Genomic DNA, 18,190 nt, shown 5'->3' with positions numbered 1-18,190 from the left:
CTCACGATTGCCTGTCGATCAATGCGCCGTATTTGGCCGCTGTTCTGGGTGGGAGCCCCCGGATCAGCCGCAGTTCCTGAAGGTCCAGCCCCGCATCGGCAAAAGCGGCTTCCATGGTTTCGCGAACGGCGTTCAGGCTGTCGAAGGTTTCCTTGCGATCAACCCACAAGCTGGCATAGGTACCGCCGCCGCGCAGACTGATGGCAGCTTCCAGCGGTCCTGTCGCGGTCAGATCGAGTGCAAACCGCAGCCGCCAGGCGGGTTCCCCCTCATCATCTTCCTGGTTTCCGGCTCCATCGCGGCCGACCTGCATTTGCATCACGGCCGTTTCATTGCCAAACGCGAGTGGCAGTTCAACCACAAGATCCATCGGACGGGACGCTGCGCGCGGTCCATCGTCCCTGGACAGTTTCGTATTGCTGAGCTGCGTCAGCCGCAGGCGCGCCAGGGCCGAATCCGTTTCCTTCAGAAGTGCCTGCAGATTTTGCGAAGCAGCTCCTGCCCAGAACCCGCTGCTGGTCTGTTGCGCCTGGCCTTGTGGTGCACCATGCCGGGATGGCGCCGGAGGCTGTCCTGCGGGATGGGTGATTTCAGAGCGGGCACCCAACTGGTGAAGCAGTGCCTTGAACGACAAAAGGGCGGATTTCAAATCCGGCAGCGCGACCTGGCCCTGCGGCTGGGCTCCGGAAGGCATGGACAATTGTGCTTCGCGAAACTGTCCGGACAATCTTACGGCTTGTTGCAGATCCTGCGCGGTCGGTGCCTGGGCAGACGACAAGCGTAGACCAAGGATCTGCTGCATTGCCTTGACCACGGGATCCGGCAAAGAAACGTTCCCGCTGTTCTGCGCGGACATCAGGCTTCCGATCTGGGCGAAAAGGCTCCCAAGGCCGGCCTGCTGCTCACTGAGCGGTTGCTTCAGCAATTCGGCAATCTTATTGACCGGCTGCTGACCCACCGCTGGAGCCTGCGCGGTTGGGTTCGGGGCTCCCGCAGCCGGCACGGATGCACCAAGGGATGCAGGATAAGTCTGAGGGATCGCCGTTCGCGTCAGGACTACGGGCTGTCCTCCAACTGTCTGAAATGCGCCGTTTGACTGCCCTGTGGCTTGATTGGGCACGCCTGTGCCAGGCAGGTTTGCAGCTGGAGGAGAAGCGGAGTTTGCACCCGCCCCCGCGGCGGTTGATGCCAATTGCGAGCCCTGGACAGGCGCTGGTCCTGATGGTCCTCCCGACTGGGGATTTGCCTGCACTGTGCTTGATACGGGCGCTCCGGCCCCTGCACTTGCCGGAACCTGACCGGGCGACGTTCCGGGGACTGCACTTTGCACACCAGGGACGCTTGTGGCAGGCGCAGGCACGTTTCCTGAAGGAGCCGCCACTGGAGCTGCCGGGTTACCTTGTAAAGGCGGCGGTGCTGGCGTAGCCAGCGTGCCTGCTGAAAGCGTGGACGGCGGCGCCTGAACAGAAGCACCGGCAGGTGAAACTGCGGCAGCGTTCGCTACGGGCTGGTTCACCGATGTTCCGGGTTGCGTGGGCACGCCTGTAACCGTTGAGGCAACTGCTGCCGGCTGCGAAACCGGTTGTCCACCGGTCAGGTTCGACAGGCTCGCCGCACCTTGTCCGGTAGCAGCCGGAACTGGTACGCCTCCCCCCGACGGCACTTGTCCGGCCGCAGACCCTGCCGGAGGTGCAGGCTGTCCCGGTTGAGAGATCCCGGAAGATGGCGTGCCCACCGGTGGTGCGGTAGCGACTTGCGGCTGCGCGGGCCCACCCGAAAGGCCATTTGGCGCAGGTGCGGAACCCTGGGACGGGGCAGCAGCAGGCTGCGTCGGCGCCGAGTTCTGCGGAGAAACCGCTGCCGGAGGTGTCGCTCCAGCGATTGTTTGTCCAGATGCCTCTGTCGGCGGAAGAGGCTGAACGGTTGCGACGTTTCCTGAAGTCGGAGGCTGCGCGCCGCCGGCCGCCGGTGGAGTGCTGGTTGGCGAAGACGCCCCCGGCAGAGGTGTCTGCGGCAAGGTCTGGGGATTGCCGGCAGTCTGGCCCGGAGCCGTGTTGACCGAAAGGACCTGAACCAGATGCGCCAGAACCGGCGACGGCCGCGGATAGGCGGTCGCCGTTGAAGGTTGCGGTTGCAGGGGCGCTCCGGATTCGGATTGCGCAGGAGCCTGGCCGGTCTGGCCTTTTGACGCCTGTACTTGGGGTGCCTGAGCTTGGGATGCTTGGGCTTGGGATGCTTGGGCTTGCGACGCCTGACCTTGAGAAGCCGTCGCCGGCGCGGAAGGTTGCTGCTGCGGCTGCTCCTTGCCCACAGTGATCAGGATCGCAGGCTGCTGTTTGGAGCCGCTGACGGTAACCGTAACCTCGCCGCCTTCAGGAAGTGGTGCAGGAACGCGCAGCTCCAGCTTTGCGTCGGGTGTGGCAAGGCGCACCACACCACCCGGCAGGTTCGCCTCAACCTTGGCCTTGAGTTCCGTTCCCGGCACAAGTCCCTGAGCTACTGTGCCATTGCCGGTTGCCTGGGGCAGCGGCGAGGCGCTTACCGTTTCAACCATCCCACCGTCTCCAGGTGTTGCGGCGCTCCGAATTGCAGGAGGCGGCCTGGCAGGGGTTCAGAATCATGAACCTGCAGTATGGCTGGTTTCGCAATGCTTGCCCAGAGTTGACCCTGATCAAGGTAACGCAGGTGTTTCTGCTGCATTGTGTCCTTCATAACCGGTGCCGGAAACCAGAGCGGCATCAAGAGACAGAAGGCCTTGGCAGACAATGTCTGCACATGTCCCGTCGGAAGGAGAAACGGCTTGAACTGGATGGATCGCCTCAACGAGCGCGCGGAACTGATGGGCAGGATGCTGGACACAATCGGCGCGATGAACCACGTCCCGACCGGTGTGCACACGGGTGCGGCGCTAAGGTCTGCCGCCTATCGATGCATCAACTGCAGCGAAACCGAAGCCTGTCGTGCCTGGCTTGAAAGCCATCCCGATGGCGCGGATGAAGCCCTGCCGAACTGCCCCAACGCTCCCCTGTTCAACAGCTGGATCGACAGCTGAAAACGCGGCAGCACCGGCTTCAGGCGCGCTTCACGCGGCGGCTGAGCCAATAGGTCACAGCAGACGCAATCAAACCGCCGACAAAGCGGAACGGAAAGACAGCCAGCGCACCGGCATCATGCGCAAAAGGCTGCGGCACGGGCAGCGCGCCAATCGCCACATCCAGAATGAGCGTCAGCGCTGCCGCCGCGAATCCCGCGATCCAGAGCTTTTGCAGCCGGTCGGCCTTCCACCCCAGATACCCGCCGATCAGCAGCGCAAACGGGTTGAACAGGCCAGCAAGGCCGAAGAGGTCGTACCAGGTTTCTGAAAGCGTCATCATGGCTTCCTCATAGCCTTGTGCGGGACAAAATGCGAGCCGGTTTCCAAGTTTAAGGACATAAGTCCGGCGGCAAATTGCTGCAGTCTCGTCTCAGCAGTTGGCCGTAAAGCCATGTAATTGAATGAAACAGTCCCATTTCCCTGGCAAGAAGCCGGGACATGACCCTCAGCTCACCTAAATTTAAACGGTTTTGTACAGCAAAACTCTGTGCTACTTTTGTGAATACAAGTATTTGACATGCATTGCCTCTGGCAGCTTCCATTCCTTAAAATAAGTTTTAAAGGCCATGACTTTACTCTCATCTATTGAAACAGACGACCCAACAGTCGACACCCTCTTCAAGACCGATCGACGCCTTGCCATATTGTGCAATCACTGTGGCCGGTTCCGTTACATGAACTTTTCACGGTTCACCGGAGACCAGAAAGTCTCGTCCTTGAGCGAAACACTTACTTGCGCTTCCTGCGGCTCGCGGGATGTCGAGGCCATCGCGGTTTCCCGCAACCCCGACAACGGCTACTGGCCGGCTGAACACAGCTGAAGCATTTCGCCCGGCCGAACCAGGAAATCGAAATCCTGCGTTTCCAGATCGCAGCAGATTTGCAACAGCCTCTGCAAATCACCCAGCCTCACCGCTGCATTGAGCCTCGGCGCGTTGTCGCGTTTGGCAGCGTGTGCTAAGGGCCTTCCCACCAACTGAGAGGTTTTATGCGCGGATTGCAACAGTCCCGGTAGACCCCGGCTGACGTCAGTCGGGGCCAGTCACATCAGCACTGCAGGCGATTAGCTGCGGTGACTGAAGATCTGTGCATACTTTCAGGCAAATTCAAATCAATGGACATTTCCAAAGCCGAGCAGCGGGTCCTGCACCTGCTGGCTCAAGGCGGCTATATCCTTCTGGAAAAGGATGAGGATGGCCGTGTCATCAAACATGAAACCGTCACCCGTGAAGGCTGGTTCTGGGGCGGCTGCTCACCACAGCTTTTCCATAAGCTGAAATACAAACGGCTGATCGCCTCCAGGAACAGCGGCCCGTATCGGATCACACCGCTGGGTCTGAAACGTGTGAGGGCTCAACTGGACAACAGGTGAAGTCAGGAGCCGGGACAGCCTGTTGGCGTCCCGGCAACTTTCCCAAAGCCACTTGTGAGTCAGTCCCTGGCGAAATCCGGACGATCGCCAAGGAGAAAGCGGGGCCCACGTCCCTTGCTGGCTGCCGCGTCTCCAGCGTTGTAGAGCTGGCAAGTTTTCATAGACAGGCATCCGCAGCCGATGCAGCCATCGAGCTTGTTGCGCAAGGCGGTCATCCGTTCGATTTTCCGATCAAGGTGTGATCGGAAATCTCTGCTGATCCTTGTCCAGTCCGCCTTGGTCGGTGCCCGCCCCTCCGGCAACCTTTGGAGCTGCGCCGCGATCTCCGCAATCGAGAACCCGAATTCCTGCGCGACCAGTACAAAGGACAGGCGCCTGATGTCAGCCCTTAAAAATCGCCGCTGACCGCCAGCGTTCCGGCTTGGGAGCACCAGTCCCTTCTCTTCGTAAAACCGGATCGCCGAAACGGACAGCCCTGTCCGCTCGGACAGATCCCCGATGGTTAGAAGATCGGTGCCTTTCATAACCTTCGTCAAAATATCGCCTCGTCTCTCTTGACCTCAACTAAGGTTGAGGAATTATGTCTGGTGTCCACAAAAGGTCAAACCCTGAAAGGACACCGAGATGAGCAGTGCATTCCTGGAACATGTGAACGTCACGGTCAGTGACCCGGAAGCGACCGCCAAACGTCTGGAAAGCTGGTTCGGCTGGAAGGTTCGCTGGAAAGGTGCAAGCCTTGGCGGCGGCACGACGTATCACATCGGCAACGAAACCAGCTACGTAGCAGCCTATTCACCGCCTGGTACAACCAGCAAGGTTTCCGGAGACAGCTACAGCCACCACGGTGGGCTCAACCACATCGCGGTCGTCGTCGACGACATCGACGCAACCGAAGCAGTAATCAAGGCCGATGGTTATCACACGCACAATCACGGCGACTACGAGCCGGGCCGCAGATTCTATTTCGACGATGACGATGGCATCGAGTTTGAAGTGGTCAGCTACAAGAAGTGAATGATACGCACCCCGTCAGGACGGTTTCCCACCGTCCCGCCGGGATGTTTTTGTTCTAGTGGCCCGTCAGCACCAGCGTCTGGATCGGGAACAGCAGCGCCTGAAGCCGAATGATCATCGCATGGACGAGACCGACCGTGTCGACCACGTGCAGGAAGATGAACTCACCGGTTCCAATCGGTTCGCCCGACGACAGACGGTCATGATTGCTGGTGTAGGCGTTGACCGTGCAAATTGCGCCCGGTGGCAAGTCAGCCAGGCCGTCTTCGTAAAGCGGTTCCAGCAAGGTGGTGATCGTTGCCGGTTTCACACTTTGAGCGGCATCAAAAAGCTGGCCTGAGGTTGATATCTGTCCGGAAGCGATCTGCGACTGCACTTCTGTCACGACCAGCGGAATAATGGTGAAAGGTACGGCTCCGCAGAACGCTTCCGCCACCATTCCTTCCTTGAGGACCTGGGCCTCGATCTGGCCGAAGCCCGCAACGATTCGCTCTCGCTGTGCATCCGTGGGAATTAGCACGCCTGCAGGCCGCATCATCGGGTTGACGATGTCACCTGGACGCAGGATGAACTGGCTCATGGTGCCGTCCACACCGGCGTAGACGGTCATCTTCTCCAGCTCCACTTGCGCCTCGTGCAATCTGGCCTCCGCGCTTTTCAGGCGCGCGGGCAGATATACCGTGATCTTGGTCTGGATGAGCTCCTGATTGGACTGCGCCGCGCGCAGTGCGCCGGTTCGCGCATCCACTGCGTTCTGCAGCTTTTCGATGTCCCGTTCACTCACGACATTGGCATTGCGGGTGAAGAGCTCCTGCCTCGTGTCGAGCTCGTCCTGCGCCTGCTTCAGTGCTGCCTGCGCCTGCTCGGTCTGGGCATTGGCAACAGCCAGTTCGCTCTGGGCCAGTGCAAGCTCTCCCTGGATTTCGACCAATTGCTGCTGCGCAGTCACGACATCCGCTTCCTGACGCGTGCTGTCGAGCTTGAAAATCGGGTCACCCGCCTTGATGTCCACCTCAAGCTCACGCGGCACGAAGGTTTCGACGACCCTGCCGGAACTTTCCGGCAGTATCGGAATGGTCCGGAATGTCGAGACCGCCGTGGTTGCCGTTGGATGAAAATAGAAAATCAGCGTTATCAGGGACACGGTCAGCATCAGGCACAGCACGATGCCGTAGCGCAGCTCGAACCAGACCGAATAGAGCGTTATTTCCCGGCCGATGCGCTTGCCCTGAACATATCTGCGGATCAGATAGTCGGGCAATATGGTGAGAAGGGAACAGAACAGGAGCTCAAACATGTTTGTTCTCCTGTTCGGCTGTCGATGCAGTGGAATGATCGGCTGGAGTTGGCGGTGGTTCGTCCGACGCACTCATGCCGGGTTCCAGCTCCTGCTCTTCCTGCTCGAGGTCATGCTCGACCAAGGTTTCGGACGAAACACCACCCGTTCCAGCCAGACGACTCAGGGAATGGGCCATCGATTCCAGCGGTGTCCAGAAATCGGGAAGCTGAATGAAGGCGAGCAGAAGCGCTGCGACCCAGAAGATGTTGTTATGTGTGAAAAGAGCCAGAAGGCCGAGGACCGCAACAAGCTCGAACTGCATGCGCCCATGTTTGTGGGCAAGCCGTTCGGGGATCGAATGCAGATGCAGATAGAACACCCCGACAAGGATCCCGCCGAAAATCAGCACGACCAGCATCACAGTAAAAAGCCAATCACCACCGTCCGCAGCCGGCATGAAAGGCGGCAGATGATGCGGAGCAAGCTCGTGCATATTTTCCGCCATCGGAATTCCCCCTTACGCCCTCGTTCCGCCTGATGTGGCAGAAACAGTCGCGTAACCTTAAAAGGGATTTCCGATCATGCGTATGAAAAAGTATGACTTTGGAGGACTTTGACACAACCTATCCGGCCACAGCCTTTCGGCCACCAACCGGATAGATCCGTTCTTCTTGCCGCTCCAGCAGCCCCCGCAAACAGCGGTTTTAGCGGGGCGCCATGCGGATTGCGCCGTCGAGACGAATGGTTTCGCCGTTCAGCATGTCGTTTTCGCAGATGGATTTGACCAGCTTCGCATATTCGGTCGCCTTGCCGAGGCGCGAGGGGAACGGAACCTGCTGGCCAAGCGAATCCTGGACCTCCTGTGACAGACCCAACAGCATGGGCGTCTCGAAGATGCCCGGTGCGATCGTCATGACACGAATGCCTGACTTGGAAAGGTCACGGGCGACTGGCAACGTCATTCCTGCGACCCCTGCCTTGGAGGCTGCATAGGCCACCTGACCGATCTGGCCATCGAAGGCAGCAACCGAAGCCGTGGAAACGATCACACCACGCCCACCGTCCGCCGTGACGGGCTCCAGCGCGGCCATGCCCGTTGCTGCAATCGACAGGCACCGGAAAGACCCGATCAGGTTGACGGAAATCACCTTCTCGAACATGTCCATCGGGTGAGGTTCGCCGCGAGACGTCGTCTTCGCCACCGGTGCAATACCCGCGCAATTGACCAGGATCCGCTCCTGACCGTGGGCTGCGCGTGCCTTTTCGAAACCGGCTTCGACGCTCGCCTGGTCAGTCACATCGACATCGGCAAAGACACCGCCAATTTCTGCGGCGACCTGTTCCCCCTGACCGGCATTGCGATCGAACAGCGTCACCTTGACGCCTTCGGCCGCGAGCATGCGCGCGGTGGCGGCTCCGAGCCCGGATGCACCGCCTGTCACGATGGCTGAAAGTGTTGAGTCCAGTTTCACAGAAACCTCCAAACGGGTACAATTCATTGAAATCAATGAATTTAATCTACTCAATTGACGATTAGGTCAATTTTGAAGGCAAATTGGCCCAGATTGACGGTTCGGTCAAGTGTTTCGGTATTGACCAAAAAGGCAGTTCGGCGGGCCTCCGACGGCCTATCTGGCCAGAACCACCAGGTCGACAGGACGCTTGATACCTTGGACTGCCGCATCCGACCTTGCTTCGATCAAGGGCAGGTCGTGCCCCTGTGCAACGGCCAGATCAAACGTCGCCCTGTCTGTCAGCGCCTTGGTTCCCTGGCTCTTGTTGGCGTCTTCCAGCTTGGCAGCGCAGTTGACGGCATCACCAATCACCGTGAATTCCAGGCGCTCCCTGGAACCGATCACACCGACCGTGACCGGCCCGGCGGCAGCCGCTGTTCCAATGCGCAATTGTCCCGGCCAGCCGGCGTCCCGAAAACGCTGCTGTTCCCGCTCCACGGTTTCCACCAGACGTCTTGCAGCCCGAAGCGCATCGGCGGCGTAGGTCGTGGAGGGATAGACAGCGCCGAAGGTTGCCAGGATGCCGTCACCCAGAAACTTGTCTACCCGTCCTCCTTCCTCAACGATCACATCAACCGCCAGGTTCTGGTACTCGGCCAGGACCGCCAGCACAGTTTCCGGAGGCAGAGTCGCGGAGGTGGACGTAAAGGAACGGATGTCGGCATAAAGAATGGCGGCATCGCGCAAGCTTCCTTCGCCGGCCTGCAACTCCGTGTCCGCTCCGGTGATTGAGGCCGCAACTTCCGGCGAGAAGAAGCGGCTCAGATCCATTGCAGCCGCGTGATCTTTCGAAGCCTCGAACAGCATCGACCGTCCCCTGTAGAGAGCAACGGACAGGATTATCGTCACGGCCAGAATGACCATGGTCTTGTCCAGCTCGGCACCAATCAGGATGGTGTTGCCCGTCAGGTAGTCGACATAATTACGGGTCACGCGCATGTGGTCCATGTCTGCGAACACCGCATAAAACACCAGTCCGAGCCAGCCAGTGACCGCCACAAGGCCTGTGGTCAATACGAAACGCGGATCGAACCGCAAAGCCCTGAGCCCGATGAAGAGGAAGACATACATCAAGGTTGGCGTCTTCAGATAGAACGTCGGATGCTGGCCATATTGAATGTGAAACGAAAAGATCAACCCGACCAGGAGGGCCATGTCGACACCGATCGACACAAACAGATACCAGCGCGGCAATTCAAACCTGTACGACAGCACAAGCCGAAGGACGGTGAACAGAAAGTAGGCTGCAAGGGCAATAGGCACGAAGTTGAAACCGGCCGATCCCTCAGCCCTTGGTGCAATGGCGTAAAGCAGTGAGAAAAACAGCACGAGCCCAAGCTGGACCCAGCCTATCAGGCGCTCGGAGGACGCTTCTCGGGCACGGATTTCGGCCCTGACCCGTTCCGGAATGCCGGTATCCGGAGGTCCGCCTTGCAGGATGTAACGCAGTGTCTGGGTTATGGTGGTCATCTCGCCGCCGATAAGACGTTGCTCGTGCGCGGATTTTCCACCGGCACCGCGGATTGCGCAAGCGACCCCGCGGTAAAGTGAGTGGACGTGAGCAGGCCCTTACCGGCTGCCTTGCAAACGCAATTGCTCAATACTGCGCACAAGTTCGGCTTGACGTCGCGACCCGGTCTTGGAAAGCGCTGCCTTGATCTGGTTGCGCACGGTATAAATGCTGATCTCACGGTCCTGGGCTATTTCCGCCGGTGTCCGGCCATCTGCGAGCTTCAGGACCGTTGCCGCTTCTGCCGGGCTGAGACCAAGCTTCTTCTGCATTTGAGCCAGGAACGTATCGCTGCCGGCTTCGGGCCTGACCGCCAGAAGTACCGCAGAGACCGCCTTGTTCATGAAAACACCGAAGGGTGTCTTGTCCAGATCCCCCAGTTGCAAACCTATTGAGCGACAGGTCCAGTTCCTGCCTCTGCCATCCGTTGCCTGCCAGTTCCGAAACACATCGTAACCACTCATGGACTGAAGCTGCACGAAGCCAGCGAACCTGCCTTGATCCTCTTCGGACCGGAAATGCAGACGCCTGTCGAAACCACAACCGACAAGAGAGCCTGAGGCCAGGAGCTTTTGCGCCTCCGCGCAGGCATAGTGGATCCGCATCGCGGTATCGATCACTAAAATCGCCGTCCCAGATCCCATGAGATGCTGTTCAGCAGCCCATTTCTCGAAGGTCAGTCCGGAGATGGTCCGATTGATTTCCAATGACTGACGGATGACCGGGGCGAGTTGAGCACACAGCCGAAGCCAGTCGTCCTCGTATTTGTCGCGATCTTTCGAGCGCATGTTGCCACCGAGCAAAAACATGCGATCGCCATCCAGCGCCAGCATCGAACCACCGCCACCGGTAATATCTTCAAGCGGCAACAAAAGGTCGGCGTAGAACTGGGTCTTTTTCAGCGTTTCGGGTCGGCACAGCTGATGGGTTGATACGACGTCTCCCACCTTGCAGGTGGCAAAGTTGGCAGCAAACGGGTTCTTGTCCGCGTAGTGCTCGTCGTAGAGTTCCAGAATGTACGGGTCGTATCCTGACGAAAAGGTGAGCGGTGTGGCTTTGGTCAGGTCGTCGTAGCCGATCAGCTGCGTGCATACGCGCGTACCAAGGCTGCAGCTCAGCGTGTCGAGAAAAACCTGCCACCGCCCAGGATCCAGTGCCGCCGATACAGCAAGGTTCGACAGCCTAATCAATTCTTCTGCTGCGACAGCCAACCCTTCCCCCCGGGAGTTCTTGCGGCATCACGCCAGTAAACGAAATCGGGCAGACCAGATTGACGCTTCAGCCGCCGATAAGCGCGCTCCGCCTCGCGAAGCTCCATCTCAATACATATGCAAAAACCGGAGGCAGCGCTTTAACATTGATCAAGTTCCGACCATTTCGTCATCACGCCAGTCTGCAGAGGCCGGCAAACTTCCAAATACTGGCCAACCATCCGCCCTTCCCCAGCTGCGGAAAATACATATTTATAGTCCAAATGGACCATGCAAGTAATTCCTACACCCTGTAAACAACTATTGATCGTATCCGGCAGGCACGAGTGACGGCATTTCAAGTCACAAGCGTTTGTTTTCCGGCGGCAATCTCGGGATTCCCGCATTCCAGCAACCGGCGATCGATCTATTTTTAAGCCTTATTGATTTTTTGGGCGGCTATTTGAGCCGCCCTTTTTTTATTATTGAAACGAGGCTTGTCTGGCAGGGCGGCGCTTACGGCTTGAGGGTCATGCCTTCGCTGGCGACCAGTGTTCCGGGATAAGCGTTTTGAGCGGCGAGACCGATTTCATCGAGCTCGTCGTCGGACCTGCGCGGATCATGATGGAAGAGAACGGGGGTCTTTACGTTGCCGGCCTTTGCCAGCTCGACAGCCTTCTGCCAGGTTGAGTGTCCCCAGCCCTTGTAGGTGTCGTATTCGTCGTCAGTGAACATGGCGTCATAGATCATGACGTCGGAGTTGCGCACGAAATCAGGTAGAGCTGCATCAATTTCCGGATCGCCATGTTCGTGATCCGTGATGATGCAAATCGATTTGCCCTTAAATTCGAAGCGGTAACCACACGCTCCGCCGGGGTGGTTAAGCCGCGTGGTGCGGATGACGAGATCATCGGTACGCGGTATCAGGTCTCCGGCATTAAAGGACTTGAACTCGACCGCCTTCAACGTCTTGGCCGCTACCGGGAAGATCGGCGGCGACATGATCCGGCTGACGATGTCAACGAGGCTGGTTTCGTCCTGAAAGTGTCCGGCCCAGGCAGTGACGGAGAAGCTCGGATCATAGGCAGGTTTGAAAAAGGGAAGACCGCAGATGTGGTCGAGATGGGTGTGGGTGAAGAGCAAATCGAAGGTTCGTGTCTTGCACCCGCAGATTTCCACGCCCAGGTTTCGAGCGCCGGAACCGCAATCGACCAGAACCAGTGCGTCGCCGGCCCGGATCTCGAAACACGACGTTTCGCCGCCATAGCGGAGTGTGCTCGACCCCGGCGTCGGGGTGGACCCTCTGACGCCCCAGCAACGAAGCGAAAATTCCTCAGCCACGTGTTACTCCCTAACCGCTGGCAGCCCCTCGACGTGCGTCGGCAAGATCCCGGGTCGTCCGTTCAAGCCGCAGCGCCAGTGTCCGCATCACCTCCAGCGAGATATCCGGAAATTCTTTCAATAGTTTCAAGAAATCGTCTTTCGAAACAGTGAGAACATCCATGTCATTCGCTGCGACCAGTGTCGCGGTTCTTGGTACGTCGCACAGAATAGCGATTTCGCCAACAATTGAATTTTCCGAAACCTGCGCTACTTTTTTTTCGCCCTCAGGCGTGTCGACCAGAACATCCGCATCGCCGGACAGGATGATGAAGGCGCAATCGCCTTCTTCTCCCTGAGAGCAAAGACGTTCGCCGGAGGGGTACTCGGTCCGATCACTGATGAAGGCCAGAAGCCTCAGCTTGGTCTCATCGATCCCGCGGAACAATGGCACCTTACGGAGTGCCTCGACTTCGGTTTCAAGTGTCATCTTCTTCTCCCGCGCCCGTTGTTTTTTTGCTCCGACCGAACCGAATCGCCCGGCCGGTCCCCGCAGACCGGTTGCCCACCTATTGTCACACCCACCGTCTTACCCTTTTTCTGAAAGCCGTCCTTGATCCAGAATGAAGCGCTGATCGAATTCAGCTGCTATTTCGGCATTGGACGTGCCGAACAGGAATGTTTTGCCGGACAGGATTTGCCTCAAGCCTTCGCGAAGCGTCTTGTCCTCGTCCGTCATACCGGTGGCGATATCGTCCAATATGGTGATTTTTGCGTTTTTCAGAAGACCGCGGACCAGTGCGATCTTGCGGCGCTGGCCGGCAGACAAGCGCGAACCGGACACACCGACGTGGTATCCGAAGCCCGCATAGATGATCGGGCGCCGCAAACCGGTTTCCTCGACAATGGTACGGATAACATCGTCGATACGCCGTCGGGCATCCCGGCGATCGACGCGTGCACGCCCGAACAGGAGGTTATCCTCGATGGTCAGCGGCGGCAGATAGACATCCGGATCAAAGGCAACGAAGTTGTCGCTGTTCTTGACGACCTCTTCCAGGAACGTCTGGCGGGCACTGATGATATCGCGCTTCAATTCGTCGGTCATGACACCCAGACGATGCCGGGCGGGGACCAGCTTGAAGGCCAGCCCGGTCAGACGTGACCGATCGGCGTCTGTCAGGCCCGGGCGCGGCTGATCGGACTTGGCGATACGGACAATGCGCTCGAAATCCGGAATCTCATCCAGCGTGATGAAGGAGTAAGCCCCGAGCAGACCGCTGTCGCCGGAAACATTGGAGAACAGTTCCAGCATGGTTTCGGCAATCTTGAGGCCGATTTGCTGAAGCTTCTGATCGAAGCCCGTTTCCGCCAGGAAGGCCTTGACCTCATCGAGGTCCGGCACCTGGTCCATGGTGATTTCCGGATCGGCCGGCACGGCAAAGAACAGATTGTCCGCCAGGCTGGCACTCGCATTGAAGCGATCGCGATGCCACAGCTCGACCAGGCCACCAAGTTCGGGTTCGTGGGCAATGCGCTCGGCGAGTGCCTTGCGCACGTTCAGGATCTTGTCGGCAAAGCCGTCGTCCATGGTCGGGTCGAACCGCGACTGCAGACCGAGCCGATAGATGTCCTTGTCGATCTTGACGGTTTCGAGCAGTTCAAGCGCCCTAGTGTCGAGTTCTCTCTCGTTGCTGACACCCGCGGCAGCGAAATCGTCCCAATCGGCCGCAAGGTCATACGTTGGGTTGCGTGTTTCCTTGGCTTCGGCAAGCCGCCGCTTGTAGTTCTTCAGGCTTTCCCCCTCCCGCTGGGGCGGAACGAGCGGACGGTGGCGCAGACCGTAATAGAGGTTGTCCCGGATCGTTCCCGTCCAGACATGCACTGCCCCGCCGACATAAGCGATTTGCCGGCCGAGAGTGGCGTCTGTCAGCTTGTCGAGATCGTGGCTGCCGATGCAGACCTTGCCGGAGACGGCCGCAACGAGCCCGGCGGCAAGCTGCAGGACCTCCGACCTTCCGGATCCGTCCGGACCGACAATCGCGCAAGCACTGCCGGAGGGAACGGTCAGCGAAACGTCGACAACCTCCTGCCCGGCCGCACCGCCGGAGAAATTGACATTCTCGAGCTTGACGTCGCCGGAAAGGTCGACCGTATCGTCCGATGTCAGGCGCTCCTTGTCATAGATATCCGACGGGTCGAAGTTTTCGACAACAGTCTGATACTTGACGCTGACGTCCGCAGTCATCTGGTAGAAGGAAAGCAGCTCTTTCCAGGGGCCAGCCAGATCCTTGTAGGCCGCGATGACCGCCAGCAGGGCACCGATGCTCAGATTGCCCTGAATGACCAGATACCCGCCGATCAGGTAGAAGAAGAACGGCGTCAACTGGTTCATGAAGTTGTTCAGGAACTTGATCAGGAATTTCCGGTTGAAGATGTCATACCGGATCTTGAAGTTCTCGTAGAGGCGGTCGGAGATATCCGCCGAATGCCAGGCCGCCGCGTCGTTGGCATGGATTTCGGCAACGCCCGTGATGCTCTCGCCAACCTTGTCGGCAATGACGCGGATGTTGCGCACCCGCTGCCGGGACAACAGCACCACCTTGCGCTGCAGAAGCGGGATCACATAGCCCTGGATGGGATAGGAACTGATGGCAGCAAGCCCCAGTAGCGGGTCCTGCATGAAGATGAAGCCGATCTGAACGATCAGCATGCCACCCTGGTAGGCCGGCAGCGCAAAGGCTTCACCAATGTAACCGCCGACATCCTCCACTTCCGATGTGATCATCGGAATGATTTCGCCCGAACTGACCTTTCTGAAATGCGGCAAGCGGAAGCGAAGCACCCGCTGGAACAGCTCGAACCGCAGGCGCCGGAGCATGCGTTCGCCGAGACGTCCCTTGTAGACGTTGAGGTAGAATTTCAGCCCGTTCGAAACGACGACCAGAAACAGGAAGGCAAAACACAGAAGAAGAAGATATGGAACTTGATCGAAATCGACGCCAAGGATCGTCCGAGGAAAATTGTCTCCCTGGACGGCATCATTGACAATCAGTTTTGGCAGTTCGAGAAGGACATAGACCACCGGATATGTGAGTACGGTGACCATGAGGATGAAGATTTGCTGTCTGGCGCTGTATTTCCAAATAAAACCGAAAAGGCTCTTTTCCATAAGCTCATCCAAACAGACAAGGATCAAATATGTGCAAGCAGATCATATTTGGTATATTAGCGATCCGAGTTAGTTGCGCCAGCCGGGATTAACATTTGCCACAACCGCTTTAAAAGGGTCCGCAGACCGTTCCTTGTCGAAAGTCCCCTGTCAAGAAATATCCGCACGTGACAAGGGCCAATCAATTGAGACATAAGCCTTTCGGGGCAGTTTTACAAATTTAGGGGCAGTATGAGTTCCAAGACGCCGAAGATCCTCATTTACAGCCACGATTCCTTCGGGTTGGGCCATCTCAGACGCTGCCGGGCCATTGCGCAATCCCTGGTCGGGGACTTCGATACGCTGTCTGTCCTGATCCTGTCCGGCTCCCCGATCATCGGCAGTTTCGAGTTTCGCTCCCGTGTCGATTTCGTTCGCATTCCCGGCGTGATCAAGCTGCGCAACGGCGAGTACACGCCGTTGTCGCTGCATATCAACATCGACCAGACGCTTGCGATCAGGTCATCGATCATCGAACACACTGCCAAGGTGTTCGATCCGGACATCTTCATCGTCGACAAGGAACCGCTTGGCCTGCGCGGGGAAGTGCTGCGGACGCTGGAAGCCCTGAAGGATACCGACACCCAGCTCGTACTTGGCCTGCGCGATGTCATGGACGACCCGAAGGTGCTGAAGGAAGAGTGGGACCGCAAGAACGTCTATCCGGCCCTGCGCGACCTTTACGATGAAATCTGGATCTACGGACCGGAAGATATCTGTGATCCGCTGGAAGGCATCGACCTGCCGCAATCGGTGCGCGACAAGCTGCGCTATACCGGTTACCTGCGCCGTGAGCTGCCGAAATCGGCGCTCGAAAATCCCGCACCCGCGCCGTTTGACGAAGAACCCTATATCCTGGTGACGCCAGGCGGCGGCGGTGATGGCGTTGAAATGGTCGACTGGGTGATGCGCGCCTACGAAGCCCGGCAGCGTCCGCTTTTCCCGGCCCTGATCGTGCTTGGCCCCTTCATGCCGGCGGCCGCCGCAACCCAGTTCAGCGAGCGCGCCGAACACCTGCGCGACGTCGAGATCATCCGCTTCACACCGCAGATCGAACCCTATCTTGCCAATGCTACAGCCATTGTCGGCATGGGGGGTTACAATACGTTCTGCGAGATCCTGTCCTTCGACAAGCCAACCCTGATGGTACCGCGTGTCATTCCGCGCCGGGAACAGGCAATCCGGGCTGAGCGGGCCGAACAAAGCGGCCTCTTGAAGGTGTTGCCGATCGACCAGTATCCGGATCCCGACCTGATGGCTGCGGCCTTGTCCGAACTTCCGGGCATGGCTTCGCCTTCGGCAGCCGGCGTCGACAATCTGCTTGGCGGTCTGGATATCATCTCCAACCGCGTTGGAGAAATCTTCGACGAACAGCAGGCAGCCAGCCGGAAGCTGGTCAACTTCTGACCATCGCCACCCGCAAATCGCATTCTTTCAAGGGCTGACCGATGTCCCGTATCGCCGTTGTGGTCAAAGGCTATCCTCGCCTGTCCGAAACCTTTATCGCCCAGGAAATGCTTGGTCTGGAGCGGCGAGGTATCGAGATCCTGATCGTCGCCCTGCGCAAGCCGTACGACCCGTACATTCACGATCTGCACCGGCAGATTTCAGCAGAAGTCATGTATCTGCCGGAATACGTGAAAGACGACCCGGCCCGGGTTGCCCGCGCCAAACGCTGGGCGGAGAAACAGCCGACCTTCGAGGCTGCCAAGGCTCTGTTCGATGCCGATTTCGCGCATCAACCCAACGCCGACCGGCGACGCCGGTGGGCCCAGGGTTGCGTCTTCGCCCATGAACTGCCGGAAGACGTGACCTGGATCTACACCCACTATCTGCACACCCCCTGCTCCGCCTCGCGTTATGCGGCGCATCTATCCGGCCGCAAATGGTCTTTCTCTGCACACGCCAAGGACATCTGGACCAGCCCCGACTGGGATCTGAAAACCAAGATCAACGATGCGGCCTGGGGCGTGACCTGTACCGCGGTCAATGCCGAACACCTGAAAGGCCTTGCCGAGGATCCGGACAAGATCGAGCTGCTTTATCACGGCCTCGACTTTTCCGGCTTTCCGGAGCCCAAGACCAAAGCCACGACGCGTGATGGCAGCGGTGAGCCCGTGCGTCTGGTTTCCGTTGGCCGTGCCGTAGAAAAGAAAGGCTATGACGACCTTCTGGATGCTCTTGCAAAGCTGCCTGCGGCTCTCAACTGGCACTTCACCCATATCGGCGGCGGAGACCTTTCCGAGCACCTGAAGGCACAGGCGGATGCGCTTGGACTGTCGGACAGGATCACCTGGCGGGGGGCACAGCCGCGCGAGGAGGTGATCGCCACCTGCCGCGAAACGGATCTCTTCGTCCTGCCATCGAAGCTCGCGAAATCCGGTGACCGCGACGGCCTGCCCAATGTCCTGATGGAAGCCCAGTCCATGGGCATCTGCTGCCTGTCCACCAAGGTTTCGGCGATACCCGAACTGATCCTCGACGGTGAAACCGGTGTGCTTGTTACCCCTGGCGCACCAAAGGAACTGGCCGAGGCCATGCAGCGCCTTATTACCGCCCCCGAGACCCGTCACGATCTCGGCCTTGCCGCGGCCAAGAGGGTTAGAACAACGTTCTCGACAGACCCCGGCCTCGACCGCCTTGCAGACAAGTTCCGCAAAGTCCTTTAGGCAGAACGCCAGGAAAA

At 58.6% G+C, this 18,190-nt stretch carries 16 protein-coding genes; 5 read left to right on the top strand and 11 right to left on the bottom strand.

Annotated elements, in window-relative coordinates; translation table 11 throughout:
* Window position 1: 1 nt before the first annotated feature.
* Window positions 2–2,554, bottom strand: a complete 2,553-nt coding sequence (fliK, locus tag ACVDG9_RS07980; RefSeq protein ID WP_447237693.1) for a flagellar hook-length control protein FliK — start codon at window positions 2,552–2,554, stop codon at window positions 2–4.
* Window positions 2,555–2,809: 255 nt separating this feature from the next.
* Here fliK and ACVDG9_RS07975 point away from each other — a divergent pair, with 255 nt between their 5' ends.
* Window positions 2,810–3,052 (top strand): DUF6455 family protein, encoded by a 243-nt coding sequence (locus ACVDG9_RS07975; protein WP_022997773.1) that lies wholly within the window; start codon window positions 2,810–2,812, stop codon window positions 3,050–3,052.
* A gap of 19 nt (window positions 3,053–3,071) precedes the next feature.
* Here ACVDG9_RS07975 and ACVDG9_RS07970 read toward each other — a convergent pair whose 3' ends face one another.
* On the bottom strand, window positions 3,072–3,374 hold the full coding sequence (locus ACVDG9_RS07970) for a hypothetical protein (RefSeq protein ID WP_055658779.1): 303 nt from the start codon (window positions 3,372–3,374) through the stop codon (window positions 3,072–3,074).
* An 834-nt stretch (window positions 3,375–4,208) separates the two neighbouring features.
* Between ACVDG9_RS07970 and ACVDG9_RS07965 the strand changes: the two genes are divergently transcribed.
* Window positions 4,209–4,466, top strand: a complete 258-nt coding sequence (locus ACVDG9_RS07965) for a YjhX family toxin (RefSeq protein WP_022997776.1) — start codon at window positions 4,209–4,211, stop codon at window positions 4,464–4,466.
* Between the two features lie 59 nt (window positions 4,467–4,525).
* On the opposite strand, the gene soxR is transcribed toward ACVDG9_RS07965, so the two are convergent.
* On the bottom strand, window positions 4,526–4,990 hold the full coding sequence (gene soxR / locus ACVDG9_RS07960; RefSeq protein ID WP_447238295.1) for a redox-sensitive transcriptional activator SoxR: 465 nt from the start codon (window positions 4,988–4,990) through the stop codon (window positions 4,526–4,528).
* A gap of 100 nt (window positions 4,991–5,090) precedes the next feature.
* On the opposite strand from soxR, the gene ACVDG9_RS07955 reads away from it, so the two are divergent.
* Window positions 5,091–5,480, top strand: coding sequence for a VOC family protein (locus ACVDG9_RS07955; protein ID WP_022997778.1), 390 nt, complete (start codon window positions 5,091–5,093; stop codon window positions 5,478–5,480).
* A 55-nt stretch (window positions 5,481–5,535) separates the two neighbouring features.
* On the opposite strand, the gene ACVDG9_RS07950 is transcribed toward ACVDG9_RS07955, so the two are convergent.
* The 8 genes from ACVDG9_RS07950 to ACVDG9_RS07915 form a co-directional block, all read right to left on the bottom strand.
* Complete coding sequence (locus ACVDG9_RS07950; protein WP_022997779.1) at window positions 5,536–6,777, bottom strand: HlyD family secretion protein; 1,242 nt, start codon at window positions 6,775–6,777, stop codon at window positions 5,536–5,538.
* The gene (locus tag ACVDG9_RS07945; protein ID WP_447237692.1) at window positions 6,770–7,264 is read right to left on the bottom strand and encodes a hypothetical protein; all 495 of its coding nucleotides are present in this window, start codon (window positions 7,262–7,264) and stop codon (window positions 6,770–6,772) included. Before ACVDG9_RS07945 ends, ACVDG9_RS07950 begins: the two co-directional genes overlap by 8 nt.
* A 199-nt stretch (window positions 7,265–7,463) precedes the next feature.
* Complete coding sequence (locus tag ACVDG9_RS07940) at window positions 7,464–8,258, bottom strand: SDR family NAD(P)-dependent oxidoreductase (protein ID WP_447237691.1); 795 nt, start codon at window positions 8,256–8,258, stop codon at window positions 7,464–7,466.
* 129 nt (window positions 8,259–8,387) lie between these two features.
* A complete protein-coding gene (locus ACVDG9_RS07935) occupies window positions 8,388–9,743 on the bottom strand; it encodes an adenylate/guanylate cyclase domain-containing protein (protein WP_447237690.1) in 1,356 nt (451 codons plus the stop codon).
* 99 nt (window positions 9,744–9,842) lie between these two features.
* Window positions 9,843–10,994, bottom strand: coding sequence for a helix-turn-helix transcriptional regulator (locus ACVDG9_RS07930; RefSeq protein WP_022997783.1), 1,152 nt, complete (start codon window positions 10,992–10,994; stop codon window positions 9,843–9,845).
* A 495-nt stretch (window positions 10,995–11,489) separates the two neighbouring features.
* A complete protein-coding gene (locus ACVDG9_RS07925; RefSeq protein WP_022997784.1) occupies window positions 11,490–12,314 on the bottom strand; it encodes an MBL fold metallo-hydrolase in 825 nt (274 codons plus the stop codon).
* Between the two features lie 10 nt (window positions 12,315–12,324).
* Entirely contained in the window at window positions 12,325–12,783 is a 459-nt protein-coding gene (locus ACVDG9_RS07920) for a cyclic nucleotide-binding domain-containing protein (protein ID WP_006931293.1), read from the bottom strand.
* Between the two features lie 99 nt (window positions 12,784–12,882).
* On the bottom strand, window positions 12,883–15,465 hold the full coding sequence (locus ACVDG9_RS07915) for an ABC transporter ATP-binding protein/permease (protein ID WP_062489402.1): 2,583 nt from the start codon (window positions 15,463–15,465) through the stop codon (window positions 12,883–12,885).
* 231 nt (window positions 15,466–15,696) lie between these two features.
* Here ACVDG9_RS07915 and ACVDG9_RS07910 point away from each other — a divergent pair, with 231 nt between their 5' ends.
* Window positions 15,697–16,911 (top strand): glycosyltransferase family protein, encoded by a 1,215-nt coding sequence (locus ACVDG9_RS07910; protein WP_022997787.1) that lies wholly within the window; start codon window positions 15,697–15,699, stop codon window positions 16,909–16,911.
* A 41-nt stretch (window positions 16,912–16,952) separates the two neighbouring features.
* A complete protein-coding gene (locus ACVDG9_RS07905) occupies window positions 16,953–18,173 on the top strand; it encodes a glycosyltransferase family 4 protein (RefSeq protein ID WP_447237689.1) in 1,221 nt (406 codons plus the stop codon).
* The last annotated feature ends 17 nt before the right edge of the window (window positions 18,174–18,190 follow it).

It is taken from the genome of Roseibium sp. RP-7 (assembly GCF_053005225.1).
This window is presented reverse-complemented; position numbering and strand designations above follow the sequence as displayed.

What these genes read in the sequence shown, in the direction of transcription:
- fliK (WP_447237693.1), bottom strand. Translation starts at nt 2,554, where the DNA reads ATGGTTGAAACGGTAAGCGCCTCGCCGCTGCCCCAGGCAACCGGCAAT.
- ACVDG9_RS07975 (WP_022997773.1), top strand. Translation starts at nt 2,810, where the DNA reads ATGGATCGCCTCAACGAGCGCGCGGAACTGATGGGCAGGATGCTGGAC.
- ACVDG9_RS07970 (WP_055658779.1), bottom strand. Translation starts at nt 3,374, where the DNA reads ATGATGACGCTTTCAGAAACCTGGTACGACCTCTTCGGCCTTGCTGGC.
- ACVDG9_RS07965 (WP_022997776.1), top strand. Translation starts at nt 4,209, where the DNA reads ATGGACATTTCCAAAGCCGAGCAGCGGGTCCTGCACCTGCTGGCTCAA.
- soxR (WP_447238295.1), bottom strand. Translation starts at nt 4,990, where the DNA reads ATGAAAGGCACCGATCTTCTAACCATCGGGGATCTGTCCGAGCGGACA.
- ACVDG9_RS07955 (WP_022997778.1), top strand. Translation starts at nt 5,091, where the DNA reads ATGAGCAGTGCATTCCTGGAACATGTGAACGTCACGGTCAGTGACCCG.
- ACVDG9_RS07950 (WP_022997779.1), bottom strand. Translation starts at nt 6,777, where the DNA reads ATGTTTGAGCTCCTGTTCTGTTCCCTTCTCACCATATTGCCCGACTAT.
- ACVDG9_RS07945 (WP_447237692.1), bottom strand. Translation starts at nt 7,264, where the DNA reads ATGGCGGAAAATATGCACGAGCTTGCTCCGCATCATCTGCCGCCTTTC.
- ACVDG9_RS07940 (WP_447237691.1), bottom strand. Translation starts at nt 8,258, where the DNA reads ATGAATTGTACCCGTTTGGAGGTTTCTGTGAAACTGGACTCAACACTT.
- ACVDG9_RS07935 (WP_447237690.1), bottom strand. Translation starts at nt 9,743, where the DNA reads ATGACCACCATAACCCAGACACTGCGTTACATCCTGCAAGGCGGACCT.
- ACVDG9_RS07920 (WP_006931293.1), bottom strand. Translation starts at nt 12,783, where the DNA reads ATGACACTTGAAACCGAAGTCGAGGCACTCCGTAAGGTGCCATTGTTC.
- ACVDG9_RS07915 (WP_062489402.1), bottom strand. Translation starts at nt 15,465, where the DNA reads ATGGAAAAGAGCCTTTTCGGTTTTATTTGGAAATACAGCGCCAGACAG.
- ACVDG9_RS07910 (WP_022997787.1), top strand. Translation starts at nt 15,697, where the DNA reads ATGAGTTCCAAGACGCCGAAGATCCTCATTTACAGCCACGATTCCTTC.
- ACVDG9_RS07905 (WP_447237689.1), top strand. Translation starts at nt 16,953, where the DNA reads ATGTCCCGTATCGCCGTTGTGGTCAAAGGCTATCCTCGCCTGTCCGAA.